Source organism: Thauera sedimentorum (assembly GCF_014489115.1).
Taxonomy (GTDB): Bacteria; Pseudomonadota; Gammaproteobacteria; order Burkholderiales; family Rhodocyclaceae; genus Pseudothauera; species Pseudothauera sedimentorum.
The window spans coordinates 530,932-551,935 of sequence record NZ_JACTAH010000002.1 but is presented as its reverse complement, the minus strand read 5'-3'; the positions used below and the strand labels follow the sequence as shown (position 1 = coordinate 551,935).

Annotated in this window: 14 protein-coding genes; 2 read left to right on the top strand and 12 right to left on the bottom strand. The window is 69.8% G+C overall.

Annotated features, from left to right (window positions below):
* The first annotated feature begins 44 nt into the window (after window positions 1-44).
* Window positions 45-2,894 carry a hybrid sensor histidine kinase/response regulator gene (locus tag IAI53_RS12370; RefSeq protein WP_222948289.1) on the top strand — a complete coding sequence of 950 codons (2,850 nt, stop codon included), beginning with the start codon at window positions 45-47 and terminating at the stop codon, window positions 2,892-2,894.
* A 25-nt stretch (window positions 2,895-2,919) separates the two neighbouring features.
* On the opposite strand, the gene IAI53_RS12365 is transcribed toward IAI53_RS12370, so the two are convergent.
* Complete coding sequence (locus tag IAI53_RS12365) at window positions 2,920-4,161, bottom strand: MFS transporter (RefSeq protein WP_187718497.1); 1,242 nt, start codon at window positions 4,159-4,161, stop codon at window positions 2,920-2,922.
* A gap of 230 nt (window positions 4,162-4,391) precedes the next feature.
* On the opposite strand from IAI53_RS12365, the gene IAI53_RS12360 reads away from it, so the two are divergent.
* Window positions 4,392-7,622: a transglycosylase domain-containing protein gene (locus IAI53_RS12360; RefSeq protein WP_187718496.1), complete on the top strand. Its 3,231-nt coding sequence runs from the start codon at window positions 4,392-4,394 to the stop codon at window positions 7,620-7,622.
* 81 nt (window positions 7,623-7,703) lie between these two features.
* On the opposite strand, the gene IAI53_RS12355 is transcribed toward IAI53_RS12360, so the two are convergent.
* The 11 genes from IAI53_RS12355 to IAI53_RS12305 form a co-directional block, all read right to left on the bottom strand.
* Complete coding sequence (locus IAI53_RS12355; protein WP_187719424.1) at window positions 7,704-8,432, bottom strand: amino acid ABC transporter ATP-binding protein; 729 nt, start codon at window positions 8,430-8,432, stop codon at window positions 7,704-7,706.
* A 55-nt stretch (window positions 8,433-8,487) separates the two neighbouring features.
* Window positions 8,488-9,588, bottom strand: coding sequence for an amino acid ABC transporter permease (locus tag IAI53_RS12350; RefSeq protein WP_187718495.1), 1,101 nt, complete (start codon window positions 9,586-9,588; stop codon window positions 8,488-8,490).
* Between the two features lie 4 nt (window positions 9,589-9,592).
* Window positions 9,593-10,777 (bottom strand): amino acid ABC transporter permease, encoded by a 1,185-nt coding sequence (locus IAI53_RS12345; protein ID WP_187718494.1) that lies wholly within the window; start codon window positions 10,775-10,777, stop codon window positions 9,593-9,595.
* A gap of 74 nt (window positions 10,778-10,851) precedes the next feature.
* Window positions 10,852-11,880, bottom strand: coding sequence for an amino acid ABC transporter substrate-binding protein (locus IAI53_RS12340; RefSeq protein WP_187718493.1), 1,029 nt, complete (start codon window positions 11,878-11,880; stop codon window positions 10,852-10,854).
* Window positions 11,881-12,335: 455 nt separating this feature from the next.
* A complete protein-coding gene (locus IAI53_RS12335; RefSeq protein WP_187718492.1) occupies window positions 12,336-13,532 on the bottom strand; it encodes an ABC transporter substrate-binding protein in 1,197 nt (398 codons plus the stop codon).
* A gap of 112 nt (window positions 13,533-13,644) precedes the next feature.
* A complete protein-coding gene (locus IAI53_RS12330; protein ID WP_187718491.1) occupies window positions 13,645-14,604 on the bottom strand; it encodes a branched-chain amino acid ABC transporter permease in 960 nt (319 codons plus the stop codon).
* Between the two features lies 1 nt (window position 14,605).
* A complete protein-coding gene (locus tag IAI53_RS12325; RefSeq protein ID WP_187718490.1) occupies window positions 14,606-15,475 on the bottom strand; it encodes a branched-chain amino acid ABC transporter permease in 870 nt (289 codons plus the stop codon).
* A gap of 14 nt (window positions 15,476-15,489) precedes the next feature.
* Window positions 15,490-16,194, bottom strand: coding sequence for an ABC transporter ATP-binding protein (locus IAI53_RS12320; RefSeq protein ID WP_187718489.1), 705 nt, complete (start codon window positions 16,192-16,194; stop codon window positions 15,490-15,492).
* Window positions 16,194-17,033, bottom strand: a complete 840-nt coding sequence (locus IAI53_RS12315) for an ABC transporter ATP-binding protein (protein WP_187718488.1) — start codon at window positions 17,031-17,033, stop codon at window positions 16,194-16,196. Before IAI53_RS12315 ends, IAI53_RS12320 begins: the two co-directional genes overlap by 1 nt.
* A 195-nt stretch (window positions 17,034-17,228) precedes the next feature.
* Window positions 17,229-19,511, bottom strand: coding sequence for a glucosylglycerol-phosphate synthase (ggpS, locus tag IAI53_RS12310; protein ID WP_187718487.1), 2,283 nt, complete (start codon window positions 19,509-19,511; stop codon window positions 17,229-17,231).
* A 65-nt stretch (window positions 19,512-19,576) separates the two neighbouring features.
* On the bottom strand, window positions 19,577-20,848 hold the full coding sequence (locus IAI53_RS12305; RefSeq protein WP_187718486.1) for an MFS transporter: 1,272 nt from the start codon (window positions 20,846-20,848) through the stop codon (window positions 19,577-19,579).
* Window positions 20,849-21,004: the final 156 nt, after the last annotated feature.

Below are 21,004 nucleotides of genomic sequence, written 5' to 3'. Positions count from 1 at the left end.
CGGTGTCTAGACTGCATCAGGCGGCAGCGGCCGGGGAGAGGGCGATGGGGCTGGACGACAGGCAGATGGCGAACCCGCAGACGGTGCCTTCGCGGCGCGCATCGGACCTGCGCCTGCGGCAGATCCTCGACCAGACCGGGGCGGTGGTGTTCTGGAAGGATGCGGACGGGCGCTACCAGTTCGTCAACAAGGAGTTCTGCCGCCTCGTCGGCCGCGCCGAGGCCGACATCCTCGGACGGCGCGACGTGGACGTGATGCCGCGCGCGGTCGCCCGCCGCCTGCGCGAGAACGACGCGCTGGTGCTCGAACGCATGCACACGGTGACCTTCGAGGAGCAGCTGCTCTTTCACGGCGAGCTGCGCACCTACCTGGTCGACAAGTTTCCCCTGCGCGACGCCGCCGGCCAGGCCTACGCGGTGTGCGGCGTGGCCACCGACATCACCGCGCGCAAACGTATCGAGGAGGCCCTGCAGAGCGCCTCGCTGGCCGTCTCCGGGGCCTTCGGGCGCACGCTGTTCCAGGAGCTGGTGCGCTTTCTCGCCACCACGGTCGATGCCGACTGGGCCTTCATCTCGGTGCGCGAATCGGAAACCTCCTGCCGCATGCGGGTGCTGGCGATGTGGGCCGACGGCGAGGTGTCGGCCGACTTCGACTACGACCTGCGCGGCACACCCTGCGAGACCGTGGTCGGCGAGCGCTTCCGCATCTATCCGCAGGGCCTGTGCGAGCTGTTCCCCGGCGACCTGGAGTTCGGCCGCCAGCGCATGGACAGCTACGCCGGCTACCCGCTCACCGACGGGCGCGGCACCGCGCTCGGGCTGATCGCGGTGGTCTCGCGCCGGCCGCTGGCCGACGCGCGCTTCGTCGAATCGGTGCTGAAGATCTTCGCGGTGCGCGCGGCGGCCGAACTCGAGCGCGACCGCATGGAGCGCGAGTTGCGCGCTTCGGAGGCCAGCTACCGCGCGATCTTCGAGGCTTCGGAGGACTGCATCTTCATCCACGACATCGACACCGGCGCCATCGTCGATGTGAACCCGCGGGCCTGCCGGGTCTATGGCTACGACCACGACACCCTGCTGCGCATGAACCCCGGCCAGCTCGGCTCGGGCGAGCAGGGGTATACCGACGAGGACGCCCGCCGCTGGATGGCGCGCGCGCGCGACGGCGAGGTGGTGCGCGTCGAGTGGCGCCGGCGCAATGCCGACGGCAGCCTGCACTGGGACGAGGTGGTGCTCAAGCGCATCCGCCTGGCCGGGCAGGAGCGCATCCTCGCGGTGACCCGCGACATCACCGCGCGCAAGGTCGTCGCCGAGGCCATCGCGCGCAGCGAGAACCGCCTGCGCGCCACGGTGGAAGCGGCGCTCGACTGCATCATCACCATGGACGAGGACGGCCTGATCCGCGGCTTCAATCCCGCGGCCGAGGCCTGCTTCGGCCATCCCGCCCAGGCCGTGCTGGGCCGCAGCCTGGCCGACACGCTGATCCCGCCGCGCCACCGGGAGGCGCACCGCCAGGGCATGGCACGCTTCCTGCGCGAAGGGCGCGGCCCCTTCATCGGCCGGCGGGTGGAGGTGTGCGCGCAGCGCGCCGACGGCAGCGAGTTTCCCGCCGAACTGGCGATCGCGGTGGCCGAGGGCGCCGAAGGCCGGCTGTTCGTCGGCTACCTGCGCGACATCACCGCCGCCAAGCGCGCGCAGGAGGACAGCGCCCGCCTGGAGGCGCAGCTGCGCCAGGCGCAGAAGATGGAAGCCATCGGCCACCTGGCCGGGGGCATCGCGCACGACTTCAACAACATCCTCACCAGCATCAACGGTTACCTGGCGCTGGCCGGCGAGCGCCAGACCGAACTGGGCGATGCGCGCCTGGGCCGCTACCTGGAACAGGCCGGGCTGGCCGCCGGCCGCGCCCGCGACCTGATCCGCCAGATGCTCGCCTTCAGCCGCGGCCAGCGCGCCACGCTGCGGCCGCTGTCCCTGTCCGCCCTGGTCGCCGAGCTCGGCCGCTTCCTCGGGCCGACCCTGCCCTCGTCGATCGGCTTCGAGGTCGACCCGGGCGCGGACCCGGCCTGCGTGCTCGCCGACCCTGTGCAGCTCGAGCAGGTGGTGATGAACCTGTGCATCAATGCGCGCGATGCGCTCGGCGGGCGCGGCGCGATCCGCGTGGCGGTGGAGCGCCTGCCCGTGGTCGACGCGGTGTGCGCCTCCTGCCGCGCGGCCTTGTCCGGCGAGTTCGTCGCGGTGACCGTGAGCGACGACGGCCCCGGGGTCGACCCGGCCGCCGTGGAGCGCATCTTCGAGCCCTTCTTCTCCACCAAGGAAGTCGGCAAGGGCAGCGGCATGGGCCTGGCCATGGTGCATGGCATCGTGCATGAGCACCGCGGCCATGTGCTGCTCGACAGCGTGCCGGGCGAGGGCAGCCGCTTCCGCGTGCTGCTCCCGGCCCTGCCGGGAGAGGCCGCCGGCTGCGAGGGCACCCGCAGCGCCGCGCCGGCCCGCGGCGGCGAGCAGTTGTCCGGCCGCGTGCTGCTGGCCGACGACGAGGAAATGGTGCTCGCCTTCCTGCGCGAGCTGTTCGAAGGCTGGGGCCTGCAGGTCAGCGCCGAGGCCGACGGCGCCGCCGCGGCGCGGCGCTTCGCCGAACGGCCGGACGGCTTCGACCTGGTGGTCACCGACCAGACCATGCCGCGCATGACCGGGCTGGAGCTCGCCCAGGCGGTCCACCGCCTGCGCCCCGGCCTGCCGGTCGTGCTGATCACCGGCTACGCGGACGGCATCGATGCGGACAGGCTCGGCCAATCCGGGGTGAGCGTGATGAACAAGCCGGTGGACCCGGCCGCGCTGTACGCCCGTCTGGCCGAAGTGCTGCGTCCGGTGGCGGCACCCGGCAAGCCCTGAGCACGGCTTCGGCAGGGCCGTGGCCTCATGCGGCCTGCGGACGCAAGGCCGGCGCCGGCGGTACGGCCGCCACCTGTGGCGCGCCGTCCGGCCGCTCGCGCAGGGGCAGGTGGATCGCCGCTGCCAGCACGGCCAGCACGATGTCGGCGGTCCACACCCAGGCGTAGCTGCCCTGCAACTGCATGGCGATGCCGCCCAGCCACACGCCGAGGAAGGCCCCCAGCTGATGCACGAACATCACCACGCCGAGCAGCGTGGCCATGCGCTGCGTGCCGAACAGGCTGCCGATCAGGCCGGCGGTGGGCGGCAGCGTCGCCATGTAGGTCAGCCCCATCCACGCCGCGAAGCCGAGCAGGGTGGCGGTGGAGGCGGGTAGCAGCAGGAACAGGCCGACGCCGAGTGCGCGCAGCAGGTAGAGGACGATCAGCGCCCGGCGCATCGACCCGCGCCGTATCGCCGCACCGGCCGCCAGGCTGCCGGCGATGTTGCACACGCCGAGCACCGCCAGCCACTCGCCGGCCAGGCTGGCCGGCAGACCGCACAGGGCGATCTGCCCGGGCATGTGGGCGAGCAGGAAGGCGACATGGAAGCCGCACACGAAGAAACCGGCGGCGATGTAGGGGAAGGCCGGGCTGGTGAGCGCGGGGCGCAGGGGCGGGCGTTGCGCGCTGCCTCCGGTGGCCGCCGCGGCCCGCGTTCCGCCTTCGCGGAAGGCGAGCGCCAGCGGCACGGCGAGCAGGGCCAGCGCGGCCAGCGCGAACATCGCCGTGGTCCATCCGGCGGCGTCGATCAGGCCCTGGGTGCCGGGGCCGAGCACCAGCTGGCCCGCCGAGCCGCCCGCTCCCACCACGCCGATCACCAGCCCGCGCGCGGACTCGTCCACCCGCCGGCTGACCGCGCCCAGCAGCAGCCCGTTGCTGCCCGCCGCGGCGCCGGCCAGCGCGATCAGGGTGAACACCAGGACCAGCGCCGGGCCGCTGGACGCGAAGGGCACCAGCGCGGTGCCCAGCGCCAGCAGCAGGCCGCCGCAGGCGATCACCCGGGCCGGGCCAGCGCGCTCGGCCAGCACGCCGACCAGGGGCTGGGCCGCGCCCCAGGCGAGCTGGCTCATCGCGCCGGCCAGGCTGATGGTGATCAGCCCCAGGCCGGTGGCGGTGTTGAGGGGGGAGACGAACAGCCCGAAGGCCGCGCGCGAACCCATGGTGATGGCCAGCAGCAGCGCGGCCGCTGCGGCGAGGGGGAGGATGCCGGATCGTGCGGTGAACATGGTGTGCTCCATCTGCGGACTGGGCAGCGGGCGGCGCTGCCGGCTGCGATGGAGGCCATGCTAGGAAGTGGCGGTATCGGGGCGATCTCGCCGGTGCACCACTGTGTTGCGGGTTTGTAACGCAGCGCGCCGGCGCGTTACCCGGCCGTGTGCGGCGACACGGTCGGCCGCCGGTGGGCGGGTGATAATGAAACGGCCATGCAGCGCCCCGCCCTGTCAAAAGGCCAGGCATGAGTGAAGAATCCGCCCCCCTTCCTGTCCGTCGACGCCGCGCCCCGGCCCTGTTCGCCCTGCTGATCGTCACCGCGGGCGGCGCCCTGGCGGTGGTCGAGACGCGCACCTCCTGGCTGCAGGCGAAGTATCTGAGCCACTACGCGGCCGGCCTGGACTACCGGCTGCTGTCCGCCAGTGGCGGGCGCATCGTCCCCCCGCGGGCACCGCACGCGGGCCCCCGGGCCGGCAATCCGCGCCGGCCGCAGGTGGTCGATCCGCGCACCGCGCACAGTACGGTGTGGCCACCCGGCGCGTTGCTCTCGGTTGCACTGTTCGGTGAGTTGCGCCAGGCGTGGTTCTCGCCCTACCGCGAGCAGATCCGCGCGCGCCCCGGGGTGGCGGCGGTGTATCCGGCGCACGGCCCCTTCGACCGCCGCCTGGGCTATGCGCGCCTGCCGCGCTTCATCGAACGCCTGGGCGCCCGCGGCTATGAACTGACCCACCAGGCCTACTTCTCCGCCGCCTTGTTCGACTACGCCAGCCGGGGCTATTTTCCGCCCTACCGCGAGAAAACCCGCGCCGGCCTGCGGATAGACGGCTGCCGCGCGGAGCGGCTGTATGCCTTCGACTATCCGTTCGCCGAGTACCGCAGCTTCGACGAGGTGCCCAGGGTGGTGGCCGACAGCCTGCTGTTCATCGAGAACCGCGACCTGCTCGACGCCACCCGGCCCTGGTTGAACCCCGCGGTGGACTGGAAGCGCTTCGGCCTCGCGCTGTTCTCGCGCGCCGCACGCGTGGTCGACGAGGAGCTCGACGCCCCCGGCGGCAGCACGCTGGCGACGCAGATCGAGAAATACCGTCATTCGCCCGACGGCGTGACCCCCGAACCGCGCGAGAAGCTGCGCCAGATGGTCTCGGCCAGCGTGCGCGCCTACCAAGGCGGGCGCGACACCCTGCCGGCCCGCCGCCAGGTGCTGCTCGACTACCTGAACACCGTGCCGCTGTCGGCGGCGCCGGTGCATGGCGAGGTGCATGGCCTGGGAGACGGCCTGTGGGTGTGGTTCGCCGCGGACCTCGCCACCGTGAACCGTCTGCTGGCGGCGCCGCCGGCGGACGACGCCGGGACGCTCGCCGCACAGGGACTGGCCTTGCGCCAGGTGCTCGCGCTGATGATCGCCCATCGCCGCCCGTCCTGGTATCTCGGGCGCGGACGCGAGGAGCTGGCGTCGCTTACCGACGCGCATCTGCGCCTGCTCGGCGAGGCCGGCCTGGTCGGCGTGCGCCTGCGCGATGCGGCGCTGTCCGCCACGCTGCGCTTCCGCGATCCCTACCGCGATCCGCCGCTGCAGGCGGTGGCTTCCGGCAAGGGGGCGACTGCGGTGCGCAACCGGCTGGCGGCCCTGCTGGACCTGTTGCTCTACGAGCTCGACCGCATCGACGCCACCGTCACCACCACCCTGCATCGCGACCTGCAGGCCGCGGTGGGGAGCTGGCTGCTGGCGCTGCACGACCCCGATACGGCGCGTGAGCGCGGACTGGCCGGCGAGCGGCTGATCGATCCGGCGCGCGCGCGCGACATCCACTACAGCTTCACGCTGTTCGAGCGTGCGCCGGGCGGCGTGCGGGTGCGGGTGCAGACCGACACCACCGAGCAGCCCTTCGACATCAACGAGGGCAGCAAGCTGGAACTGGGCTCCACCGCCAAGCTGCGCGTGCTGGCGACCTACCTGGAGATCGTCGCCGAACTGCACGCGCGCTTCGCCCCGCTGCCGGCCGACGCGCTGCGCGAAGCGCCGGTGGACCGCCAGGACATCCTGGGGCGCTGGGCCCGTGACTACCTGCTGGCGGCCGCGGACCGCAGCCTGCCGGCCATGCTGGACGCGGCGCTGGAGCGGCGCTACCCGGCCAACACCGCGGAGCTGTTCTTCACCGGCGGCGGGGTGCACGCCTTCGGCAACTTCCGCCGCGAGGACGAGCAACGCATCCCCACGGTGCGCGAGGCCTTGCAGGCCTCCATCAACCTGCCCTTCGTGCGCCTGATGCGCGACATCGTGCGCCATGCCATGTACCAGGTGCCGGGCAGCACCGCGCGCCTGCTGGAAGACGACGGTGACCCGCGCCGGGCGGAGTATCTAGCGCGCTTTGCCGACCGCGAGGGGCAGGCCTTCCTGCGCCGCTTCTGGCGCAAGTACCAGGGCAAGTCCGCCGACGACATGCAGGCGGTGTTCCTGGATGGCCTGCGCCCCACCGCCGACCGCCTGGCCGCGGCGTGGCGCTATCTCAATCCGCAGGCCAGCGCCGACGCCTTCGCGCTCTTCATGCGCGAGCGCCTGGAGGGGGTCCGGCTGAGCGAGTCCCGCCTCGCGACGCTCTACCAGCGCTATGCGCCGGGCCGCCTCGACCTGCCCGACCAGGGCTACGTGGCCCGGGTGCATCCGCTGGAACTGTGGCTGGTCGGCTACCTGAGCGCGCACCCGGGCGCCGCCTTCGCCGATGCGGTAGCGGCCAGCGAACAGGAGCGCCAGGCGGTGTACCGCTGGCTGTTCGGCACCCGCGCGCGCAGCGCCCAGGACCGGCGCATCCACACCATGCTGGAGGTCGAGGCCTTTCTCGACATCCACCAGCGCTGGGCGCGGCTGGGTTATCCCTTCGAGCATCTGGTGCCCTCGCTGGCCACCGCGCTGGGCAGCTCGGGCGACCGTCCCGCGGCGCTGGCCGAGCTGATGGGCATCATCGTCAACGACGGCGTGCGCCTGCCCAACCTGCGGGTGGATACCCTGCGCTTCGCCGCCGGCACGCCTTACGACACCGCCTTCGCACGGCGCGCAGCGGCCGGTGAGCGGGTGATGCGCAGCGAGGTCGCGGCCGCGCTGCGCAATGCCCTGTCGGAGGTGGTGGAAGCCGGTACCGCCCGGCGGCTGGCCGGCTCCTACCGGCTGGACGACGGCAGTTCGCTGGCGGTAGGCGGCAAGACCGGCACCGGCGACAACCGCATCGTCACCACCGACGCCCGTGGCCAGGCGCGCGGCGCCGGCGTGGCGCTGAACCGCACCGCGACCTTCGTGTTCTTCCTGGGCGAGCACCATTTCGGCACGGTCACCGCCTACGTGACCGGCCCCGCGGCGGCCCGCCACCGCTTCACCTCGGCGCTGCCGGTCAGCGTGCTGCGCGAGCTGGCGCCGGTGCTGCTGCCCCATATCGCGCCGGGCTCGCCGCTCGCCTGCGAGGACCTGCCGGACGGCGCGTAGGAGCGGCCTTGGCCGCGATGCGGGCTGAGAGGAAACGATCGCCGCATCGCGGCCAAGGCCGCTCCTACAGCGGGGCCTGCCTCAGTGGTTGAGGATCTGCCCCAGGAAGGTCCTGGTGCGCTCGTTCTGCGGGTTGGAGAAGAAGGTCTCGGGCGGGGCCTGCTCGATGATCTCGCCGCGGTCCATGAAGATCACCCGGTCGGCCACGGTGCGCGCAAAGCCCATTTCGTGGGTCACGCACAGCATGGTCATGCCGCTGTCGGCGAGCTGGATCATGGTGTCGAGTACCTCCTTGACCATCTCGGGGTCGAGCGCCGAGGTCGGCTCGTCGAACAGCATGATCTTGGGCTTCATGCACAGCGCGCGGGCGATCGCCACGCGCTGCTGCTGGCCGCCGGACAGCTGGCCGGGGTACTTGCCCGCCTGCTCCGGGATGCGCACCCGCTCGAGGTACTCCATGGCCACTTCCTCCGCCTCGCGCTTGGGCATGTTGCGCACCCACATCGGCGCCAGCGTGCAGTTCTGCAGCACGGTGAGGTGGGGGAAGAGGTTGAAGTGCTGGAACACCATGCCGACCTCGCGGCGGATGGCCTCGATGTGTTTGAGGTCGGAGGTCAGCTCCACCCCGTCCACCACGATCTTGCCCGCCTGGTGCTCTTCCAGCCGGTTGATGCAGCGGATGGTGGTGGACTTGCCCGAGCCCGACGGGCCGCAGAGCACGATGCGCTCGCCCTGCCGCACCGAGAGGTTGATGTCCTTCAGTACGTGGAACTCCCCGTACCACTTGTTCACGCCCTGCAGCTCGATCATGTTGGTGTCGCCGAGGGCGTGCTTGTGCGTGTTGTCAGTCATTTCCGACGCGTTCCTATCGTTTGTGCCCGGTGTGCAGGCGGCGTTCCAGCCGCATCGAGTAGCGCGACATGCCGAAGCAGAAGATCCAGTACACCGCCGCGGCAAATACGTAGCCTTCGGTGGCGAAGCCCAGCCAGGCCGGGTCCACCGTGGCCTGGTGGATGCTGTTGAAGAGGTCGAACAGGCCGATGATGATCACCAGGCTGGTGTCCTTGAACAGCGCGATGAAGGTGTTCACGATGCCGGGAATCACTAGCTTGAGCGCCTGCGGCAGGATCACCAGGCCCATCGTGCGCCAGTAGCCCAGGCCGAGCGCTCCGGCCGCCTCGTACTGCCCCTTGGGGATGGCCTGCAGGCCGCCGCGCACCACCTCGGCGATGTAGGCGGCCTCGAACAGCGTGACCGCGATCAGCGCGCGCAGCAGCTTGTCGAAGCTGACCTGCTCGGGCAGGAACAGCGGCAGCATCACCGAGGACATGAACAGCACGGTGATCAGCGGCACGCCGCGCCAGAACTCGATGAAGGTCACGCAGAGCACCCGGATCGCCGGCATGTGCGAGCGCCGCCCGAGCGCCAGCAGGATGCCCAGCGGCATCGCGCCGGCGATGCCGACCACCGCGATCACCAGGGTCAGCATCAGGCCGCCCCACTGGCTGGTCTCGACGATCTCCAGGCCGAGGCCCCCGTACATCAGCCAGAACGCCAGCCAGGGGTAGACCAGCAGGTAGCCGATGGCGTAGATCCAGCGCTTGGGCATGGCCCGCACGAGGATCGGCACCGCGCCGAGTATCGCCGCCAGCACGGTGAGGTCCACCCGCCAGCGCAGTTCGCTGGGATAGAAACCGTACATGAACTGCGAGAAGCGGCTCTGGATGAACACCCAGCAGGCCCCGCCGGGAGTGCAGTCCTCGCGGGTGCTGCCGCTCCAGGTGGCGTCGAGGAACACCCAGTTGATCACCGGCGGCACGATCAGCCAGATCAGGTAGAGGGCGAGGAAGGTCAGCGCGGTGTTGATCCAGTTGGAGAACAGGTGCTCGCGCAACCAGCCCTGCACGCCGACCGACATGCTCGGCGGCGGCAGATCGGGTTTGAAGCTATGTGTCGTAGCGTTCATCGGCTCAGCGCTCCACCAGCGCGATGCGCTTGTTGTACCAGTTCATCAGCAGCGAGATGCTGAGACTGATCGCCAGATACACCGACATGGTGATGGCGATGGTTTCGATGGCCTGGCCGGTCTGGTTGAGCACCGTGCCGGCGAACACCGACACCAGGTCGGGGTAGCCGATGGCGGCGGCCAGGGAGGAGTTCTTGACCAGGTTCAGGTACTGGCTGGTGAGCGGCGGAATGATCACCCGCATGGCCTGCGGAATGATCACCAGGCGCAGGATGTGGCCGGGGCGCAGGCCGAGCGAACGTGCCGCCTCGGTCTGTCCGTGGCTCACCGCCTGGATGCCGGAGCGCACGATCTCGGCGATGAAGGCCGCGGTGTAGATCGACAGCGCCAGCGTGATCGCCACCAGTTCCGGGATCACCACCCAGCCGCCGCGGAAGTTGAAGCCGGTCAGTTCCGGCACTTCCCAGGTGAACGGGGCGCCGCCGGCGAGGCTGGCCAGGCCGGGCAGTGCGATCACCAGCGCCAGGCTGGCGAAGAACACCGGGAAGCGCTGGCCGGTGGCTTCGCGGCGCGCGCGCGCCCAGCGCGCCAGGGCCACGCAGCCGGTTGCCGCCAGCGCGAGCGCGGCGACGAAGAACCAGAAGCCGTCGGCCATGGTGGGCGAGGGCAGGTAGAGGCCGCGGATGTTCAGGAAGACGGCGTCGCCGACCGCGTGGCTGCCGCGCGGCGGCGGCATGGCGCGCAGCACCGCGAAGTACCAGAAGAAGATCTGCAGCAAGGGCGGGATGTTGCGGAAGATCTCGATGTACACCGCCGCCAGACGGCTGATCAGCCAGTTGGGCGACAGGCGCGAGACGCCGACGACGAAGCCGATGATCGTGGCGATGACGATACCGAGCGCCGACACCAGCAGCGTGTTCAGCAGGCCGACCACGAAGACGCGGCCGTAGGTGTCGCCTTCGGTGTAGTCGATCAGCGACTGCAGGATGCCGAAACCGGCAGAGTTGTTGAGAAAGGCGAAACCCGAAGTGATGCCGCGCTGCGCGAGGTTGCTCTGGGTGTTGTGAAACAGGTACCAGCCTACGGCCACGACGGTGGCGATGGCCAGGATCTGGAACGTCCAGGCGCGGACCTTCGGGTCGGTCACCAAGGAGCCGCGCACGGACGGCCCGGTTACCGGATTCTGCATGACAGACCCTGTGGAGTTCTTGGGGGAGGGTTAAACGAACGCCACCGCCCGCAGGCGGTGGCGTGAGGGTCCGTTTAGCGGACCGGCGGCGCGTACTGGAGGCCGCCCTTGTTCCACAGGGCGTTGAGGCCGCGGGCGATCTTCAGCTCGCTACCCATGCCGACGTTGCGTTCGAACATCTCGCCGTAGTTGCCCACCTGCTTGATGATCTTGACCGCCCAGTCCTTGGGCAGGCCCAGGTCCTTGCCGTACTCGCCTTCGGCGCCCAGCAGGCGGCGCACGTCGGGGTTCTTGGAGCTCTTCGCCAGATCCTCGACGTTGGCCGAGCTCACGCCCAGCTCCTCGGCGTGCACCTGGGCGAGCAGGGCCCAGCGGACGATCTTGAACCACTCGTCGTCACCCTGGCGCACCGACGGCCCCAGCGGCTCCTTGGAGATCACCTCCGGCAGCACCACGTAGCTTTCCGGGTCGGCCAGCTTGATGCGCTGCGCGTAGAGCTGCGACTGGTCGGAGGTCAGCACGTCGCAACGGCCGGCTTCCAGCGCCTTCACGGTCTCGTCGGACTTGTCGTAGGTGATCGGGGTGTACTTCATGCCGCTGGCACGGAAGTAGTCGGACAGGTTCAGTTCGGTGGTGGTGCCGGCCTGGATGCACACCGCGGCGCCGTCCAGTTCCTTGGCGCTCTTGACGCCCAGTTTCTTGTTCACCAGGAAGCCCTGGCCGTCGTAGTAGGTCACGCCGGCAAAGCTGATGCCCATGCCGCCGTCGCGCGAGCTGGTCCAGGTGGTGTTGCGCGACAGCACGTCGACTTCGCCCGACTGCAGCGCGGTGAAGCGCTCCTTGGCGGTCAGCGGGGTGTAGCGGACCTTGTTGGCGTCACCGAACACGGCGGCCGCGACCGCACGGCAGACGTCGACGTCGATGCCGCGATAGGCGCCCTTCGAATCGGTGTAGGAGAAGCCGGGCAGGCCGTCGCTGACGCCGCACTGCACGAAGCCTTTCTTGTTTACGGCGTCGAGCGTGGTGCCGGCGTTCGCCTGGGCGGACAGGCCGAGGGCGGCGACGGCAATGGCGGAGGCCAGCGTGGTTCGTACAATTTTCATCGGGTATCTCCAAGTGTGATCGACAGCAATGGAAGAACGAGCCGCGAATGACGGACGGGTTGTCCTCCCGCGGCAGAAAGACCTGCGATCCTGATCGATCGCCAAGCTTGCGGGAGACGAGTATTCGCCCGAAAACCCGCGTGCGCAATGCCTTTAGGGAAATCCCTAACCGGCCTGTGCGCCGCCCGGAGTATGCCGGGCAGGAGTATCCATAGCATGTCGCATGCCAGGTTTTTGCAGCGCAGTAGAAGGCCTGGAATCGCGGGTTTTCACCGGCGCCGCGGCTTGCATCCACGCGGACGTGCACCGTCGTGGTGCCCGATGCTGCAACTGCGCACCCATTCGTGACGTCCGGGTGTCGTGGGCCGTGCGGTCGGCCTGGAAAGACAAAGGGCCGCGCGGGTTGCCCCGCACGGCCCTCGAAGCGCACCTCGCCGGAGCGAGACGGACGCTGCTTACTTCATGTCGGCGACGGCCTCGTAGGTGCTGCCGCTGACCTTGAAGAAGGAGTAGGCGCCCGGCACGTCGCCGGCCTTGTCGAACTCATGGTCGCCGGCGGCGCCCTTGTAGTCGATGTCCTTGCCTTCACTGATCAGCTTCTTGGCCTTGGCCCATTCGCCCGGCAGGATCGGCTCGCCCGGGGCGGAGGCCACGGCACGCAGCGACTCGCCGAGTTTGGCCTTGTTGCCGCCGGCCTTCTCGACCGCCAGCGCCATCAGGAAGGCCGCGTCGTAGGAGGTGGCCGCGAAGGTGGCGTTGGGGTCGCCACCGGCCTTGCGGAAGGCCGCGGAGAAGGCGTCGAAGGCCGCGCCGGCTTCGCCACGCGGGGCGGAGACCTGGAAGGTGCCGAGGTTCTCGGCACCCAGGGTCTTGATCAGCGCCTCGTCGCGCATGCCGTCGGCACCCACGTAGTTCTTGAAGAAGCCGTTCTCGATCGCCTGGCGCAGCAGGGTCAGGCCGGCGCTGTTGCCGTAGTGGAAGAGCACCAGGGTGTCGGCGCCGCCCTTGGCCAGTTCGGCCAGGTCGGAGCGGTAGGAGGCCTTGCTGTCCTCCTGGCCGGCGTAGCCGGCGATCGCGCCGCCAGCCTTCTCGTACTCGTCCTTGAAGGCTTCGGCCAGGCCCTTGCCGTAGTCGTTGTTCACGTAGGCCACGGCCACCTTGGCCACGCCGCGCGCCTTCAGGGTGCGCGCCAGGGCGCGGCCCTGGAAGTCGTCGGACGGCACGGTGCGGAACACCAGGTCCTTGTCGGCCAGTTCGGTGATCTTGGGCGAGGTGCCCGAGGAGGTGATGGTCAGCACGCCGGCCGGCACGGTGACCGAGTTGGCGGCGGCCAGCACGGCGCCGGAGCAGGCCGGGCCGACGACGCCGATGGCGCCGGAAACGTTCACTGCCTTGGTGGCGGCATCGGTGGCGTTCTGCGGGTTGCAGGCCGAGTCGCCGACGACGGCGTTGATCTTGCCGCCGGCCACGCCGCCCTGCTCATTGGCCTGATTGATCGCGAGCTTCATGGCGTCGACCATGGCCGGCGCCATGCCGGCGATCGGGCCGGTGAGGCCACCGAGCAGCCCCACGGTGACATCGGCCATGGCCGGGGCGGTGAAGGCGGTGCCGGCAAGTGCGATTGCGGCGGCGAGACGTTTTGCTTGGGTCATCTTGTATGTCTCCTATGTGCTCAGTGCTGTCGAATGCTGCGAATAGGCAGCCCCGCTGCGGGCTGCGAACGCCTATCCTACCTTGAATGCATGACGCGGTGGCGCGGCCGCGTCAGCGTTGCGAAGCGGGTCGCCCGCTGCCGCGCTGGACCGACTCCTCGGGCAGGATGCCTTCCGGGCGGAAGCGCAGCACGAGCTGCAGCATCAGGCCGACCACGAACACGCGGACGTACTTGGCCTGGGTGGCCATCTCGGCCGGCAGGCGGTCGGTGAGCAGTTCGGATGCGGACCAGATGATCCAGATCACCGCCGCGCCGAGGATGGCGCCGCGGTTGTTCCCCGAGCCGCCGAGGATCAGCATGATCCAGATCAGGAAGGTGGCGATCATCGGGTCGATCGCCTCGGGGGTGATGGTGCGGTTGAAGTGCACGAACAGCGCGCCGGCCAGCCCCATGATCGCCGAGCCGAAGATGAAGGCCTGCAGGCGGCGGGCTTCGACGTCCTTGCCCATGGCTGCGGCGGCGAACTCGTTGTCGCGGATGGCCTTCATCATCCGCCCCCAGGGCGAGCGCAGCTGGCGCTCGACCGCCCAGTAGACCGCCGCCAGCACCAGCACCACCAGCACCAGGTAGGCGGCCTGGGAGGCGACGTAGTCGAGGTCGCCGAAGGGGCGGGGAATGCCGGTGATGCCGCGCGGGCCGCCGGTCAGCCAGTCCTCGCTCTTGACCACCAGGCGGATGATCTCGGCCACGCCGATGGTGGCGATGGCCAGGTAGTCCGAGCGCAGGCGCAGGCAGATGCGGCCGATGGGCCAGGCAATCGCGCCGGCGGCCACCATGGCCCCCACCCAGCCCACCAGGATGGGCAGCTCGAAGCCGCCCAGGCGGTCGCCCGCCGGGGTGCCGGTGAGGATGCCGGAGACGTAGGCGCCGACGGCGAAGAATCCCGCCACGCCGGCGTTGAACAGGCCGGTGAAGCCCCAGTGGATGTTGAGCGCCAGCGCCAGCAGGGCGTAGATGCCGATGAGCACGCCCATGAACAGGGCGTAGTTGAGCAGGCCGGTCAGTTCCATGTCAGAGCACCTTACCCTTGAACAGGCCGCTGGGCCGCAGCAACAGGATGGCGAGAAGGATGACGAAGGCGGTGGCCGACTTGTACTGGCTCGGCATCGCCAGCACCGACAGTTCCTCGGCCAGGCCGACGATCAGCCCGCCGACCACCGCACCCTCGATGCGGCCGACGCCGCCGAGGATGGCCGCGGCGAACATCGGCAGCAGCATGTGCCAGCCCATCATCGAGTTGAGCTCGGTGTTGATCCCCAGCATGAATCCGGAGGCCGCGGTCAGCGCGCCGACGATGGCCCAGGTCAGCATGGTGACCATGCGGTTGTCCACGCCTGACAGGCGCGCCAGGTCGGGGTTGTCGGACATCGCCCGCATCGCCTTGCCCCAGCGCGTGTAGTGCAGGAAGGCCATCAGGCCGGCCACCATGATCACCACGGTGGCCAGGGTGTAGATCTCGCGCGGGCGCAGCAGCACGCCGCCGAAGGAGTCGGGGCGCACGATGCCGCGGCTGTAGGTCTGCGGGTCCACGCCCCAGACCACCTGCACCACCGAGCGGATCATCAGCGCGATGCCCAGCGAGGCCATCACGGTGAGGATCTTGGGGCGCTTCACCAGGTAGTCGTAGAAGGTGCGATCGACCGCGATCGCCACTGCCGCGGTGACCACCATCGCCAGCGGCAGCGCGGTCCACGGGTCCATGCCGGTGCCGACCAGGGCGAGCGCGAGGAAGGCGCCCAGGGTGGCCATGTCGCCGTGGGCGAAGTGGGCGAAGCGCAGGATGCCGAACACCAGCGTGATGCCGATGGCGCCGACCGCGTAGATGGAGCCGAGCACGATGCCCGGAACCAGGTAGAAATTGATGAAATCCAAGAAGTCCATGTAAAGGGGTCCTGTCAGCCGCCGAGGAACATCTCGGCCACTTCCCGGTCGGCGAGCAGCGCCTGGCCGGTGCCTTCGTGGCGGTTGGCGCCGGTGGCGAGCACGTAGCCGCGGTCGCAGAAGGCGAGCGCCTGCTTGGCGTGCTGTTCCACCAGCAGGATGGAGACGCCGTGGTCGCGCACGTCGCGGGTGATCTGGAAGATCTGCTCCATGTACTTGGGCGACAGGCCCGCGGTCGGTTCGTCGAGCAGCAGCAGCTTGGGGTCGAGCATCAGTGCGCGGCCCATGGCCACCATCTGGCGCTGGCCGCCGGACAGGTTGCCGGCCAGATCCTTGCGCTTGGCCTTGAGGTCGGGGAACAGCGTGTAGATGCGCTCGTAGGCGGCGGACAGGTCGCCGCGGCGCAGGAAGCCGCCCATTTCCAGGTTCTCGTGCACCGTCATCTCGCGGAACACGTTGTCCACCTGCGGCACGTAGCAGACGCCACGCTGGACGATGCGGTTGGGCGCCCAGCCGGTGATGTCGTCGCCGTCGAAGACGATCTGTCCGCCGCGCACGTTGAGCAGGCCGAACACCGCCTTCATGGCGGTGGACTTGCCGGCGCCGTTGGGGCCGACGATGACGACGATCTCCTTCTCGGCGACGGTGATCGACACCCCCTGCAGGATGTCGGCGTCGCCGTAGCCGCCGCGTACATTGCTCATCTCGAGCAGGGCCATCAGAGGTCCTCCCGCGGCAGTTCCTGCTCGCGCATGGTTTCGATCTTGGGGTCGTGCTCGGCTTCGTTGCGCTCGATCGCCGAGGCCGTCTCGCCCAGGTAGGCCTCCAGCACGCGCGGGTCGCGCCTTACGGTTTGGAAGTCGCCCTGGATCAGCACCTTGCCTTCGGCCATGCACACCACCGGCGCGCACAGCTTCTCGATCATCTCCATGTCGTGCTCGATGAGGATGAAGGTGTAGCCGCGCTCGCGGTTGAGGATGAGGATCTTCTCCTCGAGCTTGCGCAGCAGGGTGCGGTTGACCCCGGCGGCCGGCTCGTCGAGCAGCACCAGCTTGGCGTCGGTCATCATGGTGCGGCCGAGCTCGAGCAGCTTCTTCTGCCCGCCCGACAGGTTGCCGGCGCGTTCGTTGGCCACATGGCTCAGTTCGAGGAAGGCCAGCGTCTCTTCGGCCTTGCGGCGGGTTTCCTCTTCCGCCTGGCGCACCTTGCCCCAGGCCAGCCAGTTGGCGAACAGGTTCTCGCCCGGCTGCTGCGGCGGCACCATCATCAGGTTCTCGAGCGCGGTGAGGCGGTGGAACTCGTGCGGAATCTGGAAGGTGCGCACCAGGCCCTTGTGGAACAAGGCGTCGGTGGACAGCGGGGTGACGTCTTCGCCGAGGAAGCGGATGGTGCCCGAGGTGGGTTGCAGCGCGCCGGCGATGAGGTTGAAGAGGGTGGTCTTGCCGGCGCCGTTGGGGCCGATGAGGCCGAGGATCTCGCCCTTGTTCACCCGCATCGAACAGCCGTCGACCGCGTGAAAGCCCCCGAAGGCTTTGACCAGGCCGTCCAGTTCTAACATGTCGTTCCCTAAAGGTCGCGCGCGCCGGATCGGCGCCCTCGCGTGGCTCTCGCGCGCCATGTGACGGCGGCGAGGTCTGGATGATTGTTGTTACACCTCTGGGGCGGGGAGATTACCGTAACGCCGATGTGACGGAAAGTCGGGGTGAACCGCAGGCGCGCGCTGCGGGTCGCGGCCCGCAGCGCAGCGCTGGCGTCAGCCGGCCTCGGCCAGGGCCGCGGCACCGTCCTGCACGGCGGCCTGGGCGGCGATGGTCTCGGCCACCGAGTCGAGGAAGTCCTGGCCCCAGCGATGGATGTCGTTGTGCTGGACCACGCCGAACAGCTCGCGCAGCCGGGCCTCGGCCTCGGCGCGGTTCATGGCGATGCCCAGGTAGAGCTTGTCGCGCAGGTCCGCCGGATCGTGGGGGTTGGTCAGTACCGCACCGTGCAGCTCGGCCGCCGCCCCGGCGAACTCGGACAGCACCAGCACGCCGCGCCCCTCGGTGAGCCCCTGCACCGCGACGTACTCCTTGGCCACCAGGTTGAGACCGTCGCGCAGCGGGGTGATCCACATCACGTCGGCCATCGCGTACCAGGCCACCACCTCCTCGAAGGGCAGGGCGCGGAAGAAGAACTGCACCGGGGTCCAGCCCACGCGCGAGAAGCGTCCGTTGATGCGCCCCACGGCCCGTTCGATCTGGGTCTGCAGCTCGTCGTAGATGGTCATCTCGCGGGCCGCGGGCACGCACACGGTGAGCAGCGAGACCTTGCCCTGCAGTTCGGGATGGGCGTCGAGCAGGGCCTCGAAGGCGAGCAGCTTCTCCAGCGTGCCCTTGGTGTAGTCGAGTCGCTCGACCGACAGGATCACGCGCTGGCCGGCCAGTTCCTGGCGCAGCGCGGCCATGCGTTCGGTGGTTTTCGGGTCGTTCAGCACCTGCTGCACGCGGCCCACGTCCAGCCCCACCGGATGGGCGCCCAGGCCGATACGCCGGCCATGGACCTCGATCGCGGTGGTCACTTCCTCCAGGCCCACCGCGCAACCGTAGGTGAGGTAGCGCGGCGCACAGCTCTTCATCTCCAGCACCTTCAGCGGCGCCACGCCGCGCGCCACGTCGACGAAGTTCTCCGCCTGGCGCGGGATGTGGAAGCCCACGTAGTCGCACTGCAGCAGGCTGCCGACGATCTCGCGCCGCCACGGCAGCACGTTGAAGACGTCGGCCGAGGGGAAGTAGGTGTGGTGGAAGAAGGCGATCTTCAGGTCCGGGCGCAGCTCGCGCAGGAAGGCCGGAACCATCCACAGGTTGTAGTCGTGCAGCCAGACCACCGCGCCGTCGGCGGCTTCCGCCGCGGTGCGCTCGGCGAACAGGCGGTTGACCTTGAGGAACACCGCCCAGTCCTCGTCGCGGAACACCGCGCGCTCCCAGAAGGTGTGCAGCGTGGGCCAGAAGGCTTCCTTGGAGAAGCGCTTGTAGAACACATCCACGTCGTTCTTGGTGAGCGCGACGCGCGCGGCCACCAGATTGGGGAAGCGCTCGCGGTCGACGTCGGTGTGGGTCTCGAAGGGGATGGCCTTCTTGGGGTCGTGGATCGACCAGGCCACCCAGGCGCCGCGCCGGCCGTCGCCGAAGAAGCCGAGCAGGGTGGGGATGATGCCGTTGGGCGAGGTCGGCCGGCGGCGCACCAGGCGGCCGTCCTCGAAAGCCTCCTCGTAGGGCAGGCGGTGGTACACCATGACCAGGTCGGAACGCCCCTTGGCCTCGATCTCGCGCAGTTCGGCATCGACCCCGTGCGGGCCGAGGAAGCCGAAGTGGCCGATGGCCTCCAGAATGCCGCCGCAGCCGGTGTGGCGCGAATGCAGCACGCGGGCGCGGTCGCGGGTGGCGTCCAGCAGCGCCGGCTCGGATTCGCCCACGCACACGCCCTTGAAGCCGGCCTCGTACATGGAGAGGTCGTTCAGCGTGTCGCCGGCCACCAGCACTTCGTCCGGGTGCACGCCCAGGTGGGCGACCAGCCCGTGCAGGGTGCTGCCCTTGTTCACCCCGCGCGGCAGGATGTCGAGGTACATGTCGGCCGAGTACAGCACGTCGCAGCCGAGTTGGTCGGCAATGCGGCGGATCTCGTCGCTCACCGCGTCGGCGCCGCAGAAGTAGGAGCAGCGCCGCTGCTGCGGCACCTCCTGGCGTTCCAGCGCGTCGAAGCGCGCCATGGCGTCGGCCACCGCGCGCTCGCCCGGCCAGCGCGACTCGATCTCGGTCTGCAGCGGCAGCACCGCCTGGCGGGTGTGGCCGTCCACCACGGTGGCGCCGACGTCACAGATGATGTAGTCCGGCACCGGCACGGTGGGGTCGGAGAGGATGGGCAGCACCACCTCCAGGCCGCGGCCGGTGACGAACACCAGCTTGATCTCCGGATGCGCGCTGATCAGCTGGTAGAGGCGCTGGCGATTGTCCGGGTCGCCGGCGAGAAAGGTGCCGTCCAGATCGGTGGCAAGCAACATGTGCGTTTCTCCTTGAAGCATGAACGCCGACACGAGTGCCGACAACGATGGGAATGCAGTAGGGGCTAGTGGCCGGGAGCCGGCTGCGGCGCCTCCGCTGGCGTGGGGTTGGCCGGCTCCTCGCCCGGGGTCATCATCTCCAGCACCGCGGGCGAGGTGCGCAGCATGGGCATGAAGTGCGCGGCCTCTTCGACGATCTCGTCGGCGGCGCGGCGCGACTGCAGCCAGGCGAAGGCTGCCGCGGGGGCGAACATCAGCGCGAAGAACAAGGGCAGCGCGGCCGCGCCGGTCCAGCCCATCAGCGCGCCGGCGAGCGCCGGACCGATGGCCGCGCCCAGTCCGTGCAGCAGGAGCAGGGCGGCATTGCCCGGCAGGATCTCCTCGTGGCGCAGGTGGTCGATCAGGTGGGCGACCACCACCGGATACACGGCGAAGGCGGCTGCGCCGAACACCACGCAGCCGGCCAGCACCCACTTGTCGAAGCTGCCCAGCAGCGCGATCAGCACACCGCCCGCGGCGGCCAGGCCGGCGATCAGCGCCAGGGCGCGGCGCCGGTCCAGGGTGTCGGACAGGCGGCCCATCGGCCACTGCCCCAGGGCGCCGGCGACGATGGTGATGCTGATGAACAGGGCGACGTCGCTGTCGACCAGGCCGATGCGTCCGGCGTAGACCGCCCCCAGCCCCCAGAAGGCGCCCATCGCCAGGCCCGAGGCCAGCGCGCCGGCAACCGCCACCGGCGCGGCGGCCCACAGGCGCGACAGCGGCATCCGCGGCGCGTCGGAAATCGGCGGTGGCGGCAGGCGGGTGGCGACCACCGGCATCAGCGCGAGCACGACGAAGATCGCCGCCACGGCGAACAGCGTGAAGCTCACCGGCGAGGCCAGGTTGAGAAACTGCTGCGCGCCGGCCAGCGCGAACAGGTTGACCGCCATGTACACCGAGAAGATCTGTCCGCGATGCTCGGCCGGCGCCTGGCTGTTGAGCCAGCTCTCGATCACCGCATAGAAGCCCACCAGCGCAATGCCGGTGATCACCCGCAGCAGCATCCAGAACAGGTCATGGGTGTGCAGCGCGTGCAGCAGCACGCAGACCGCGGTGGCGGCGGCGAAGAAGGCGAAGGCACGGATGTGGCCCATGCGGCGGATCAGCCCGGGCGCCACCAGCGTGCCGGCGAAGAAGCCGATGAAGTAGGCGGAGCCGATCAGCCCCAGGGTCTGGTCGCTGAAGCCGCCCAGGCTGCCGCGTAGCGCGAGCAGCGTGTTGAGCAGTCCGGTGCCGAGCAGCATCAGGGCGATGCCGGCCAGCAGGGCGCCGATGGGCAGCAGCAGAGAGAGCATGAACGGGGTGCCTCCTTCGCTCGTTGTGCGGGCGCTCGTGGCACCCCGCCGGTACGGGCGTATGTTGCTGTGCGGCAGCGGGATCCGCCTGGCCGCCAGATATGTTTGGCCCAATATGTTAGCGCGTTCTGCGCCCGGGCGCGAATCCGCTCAGCC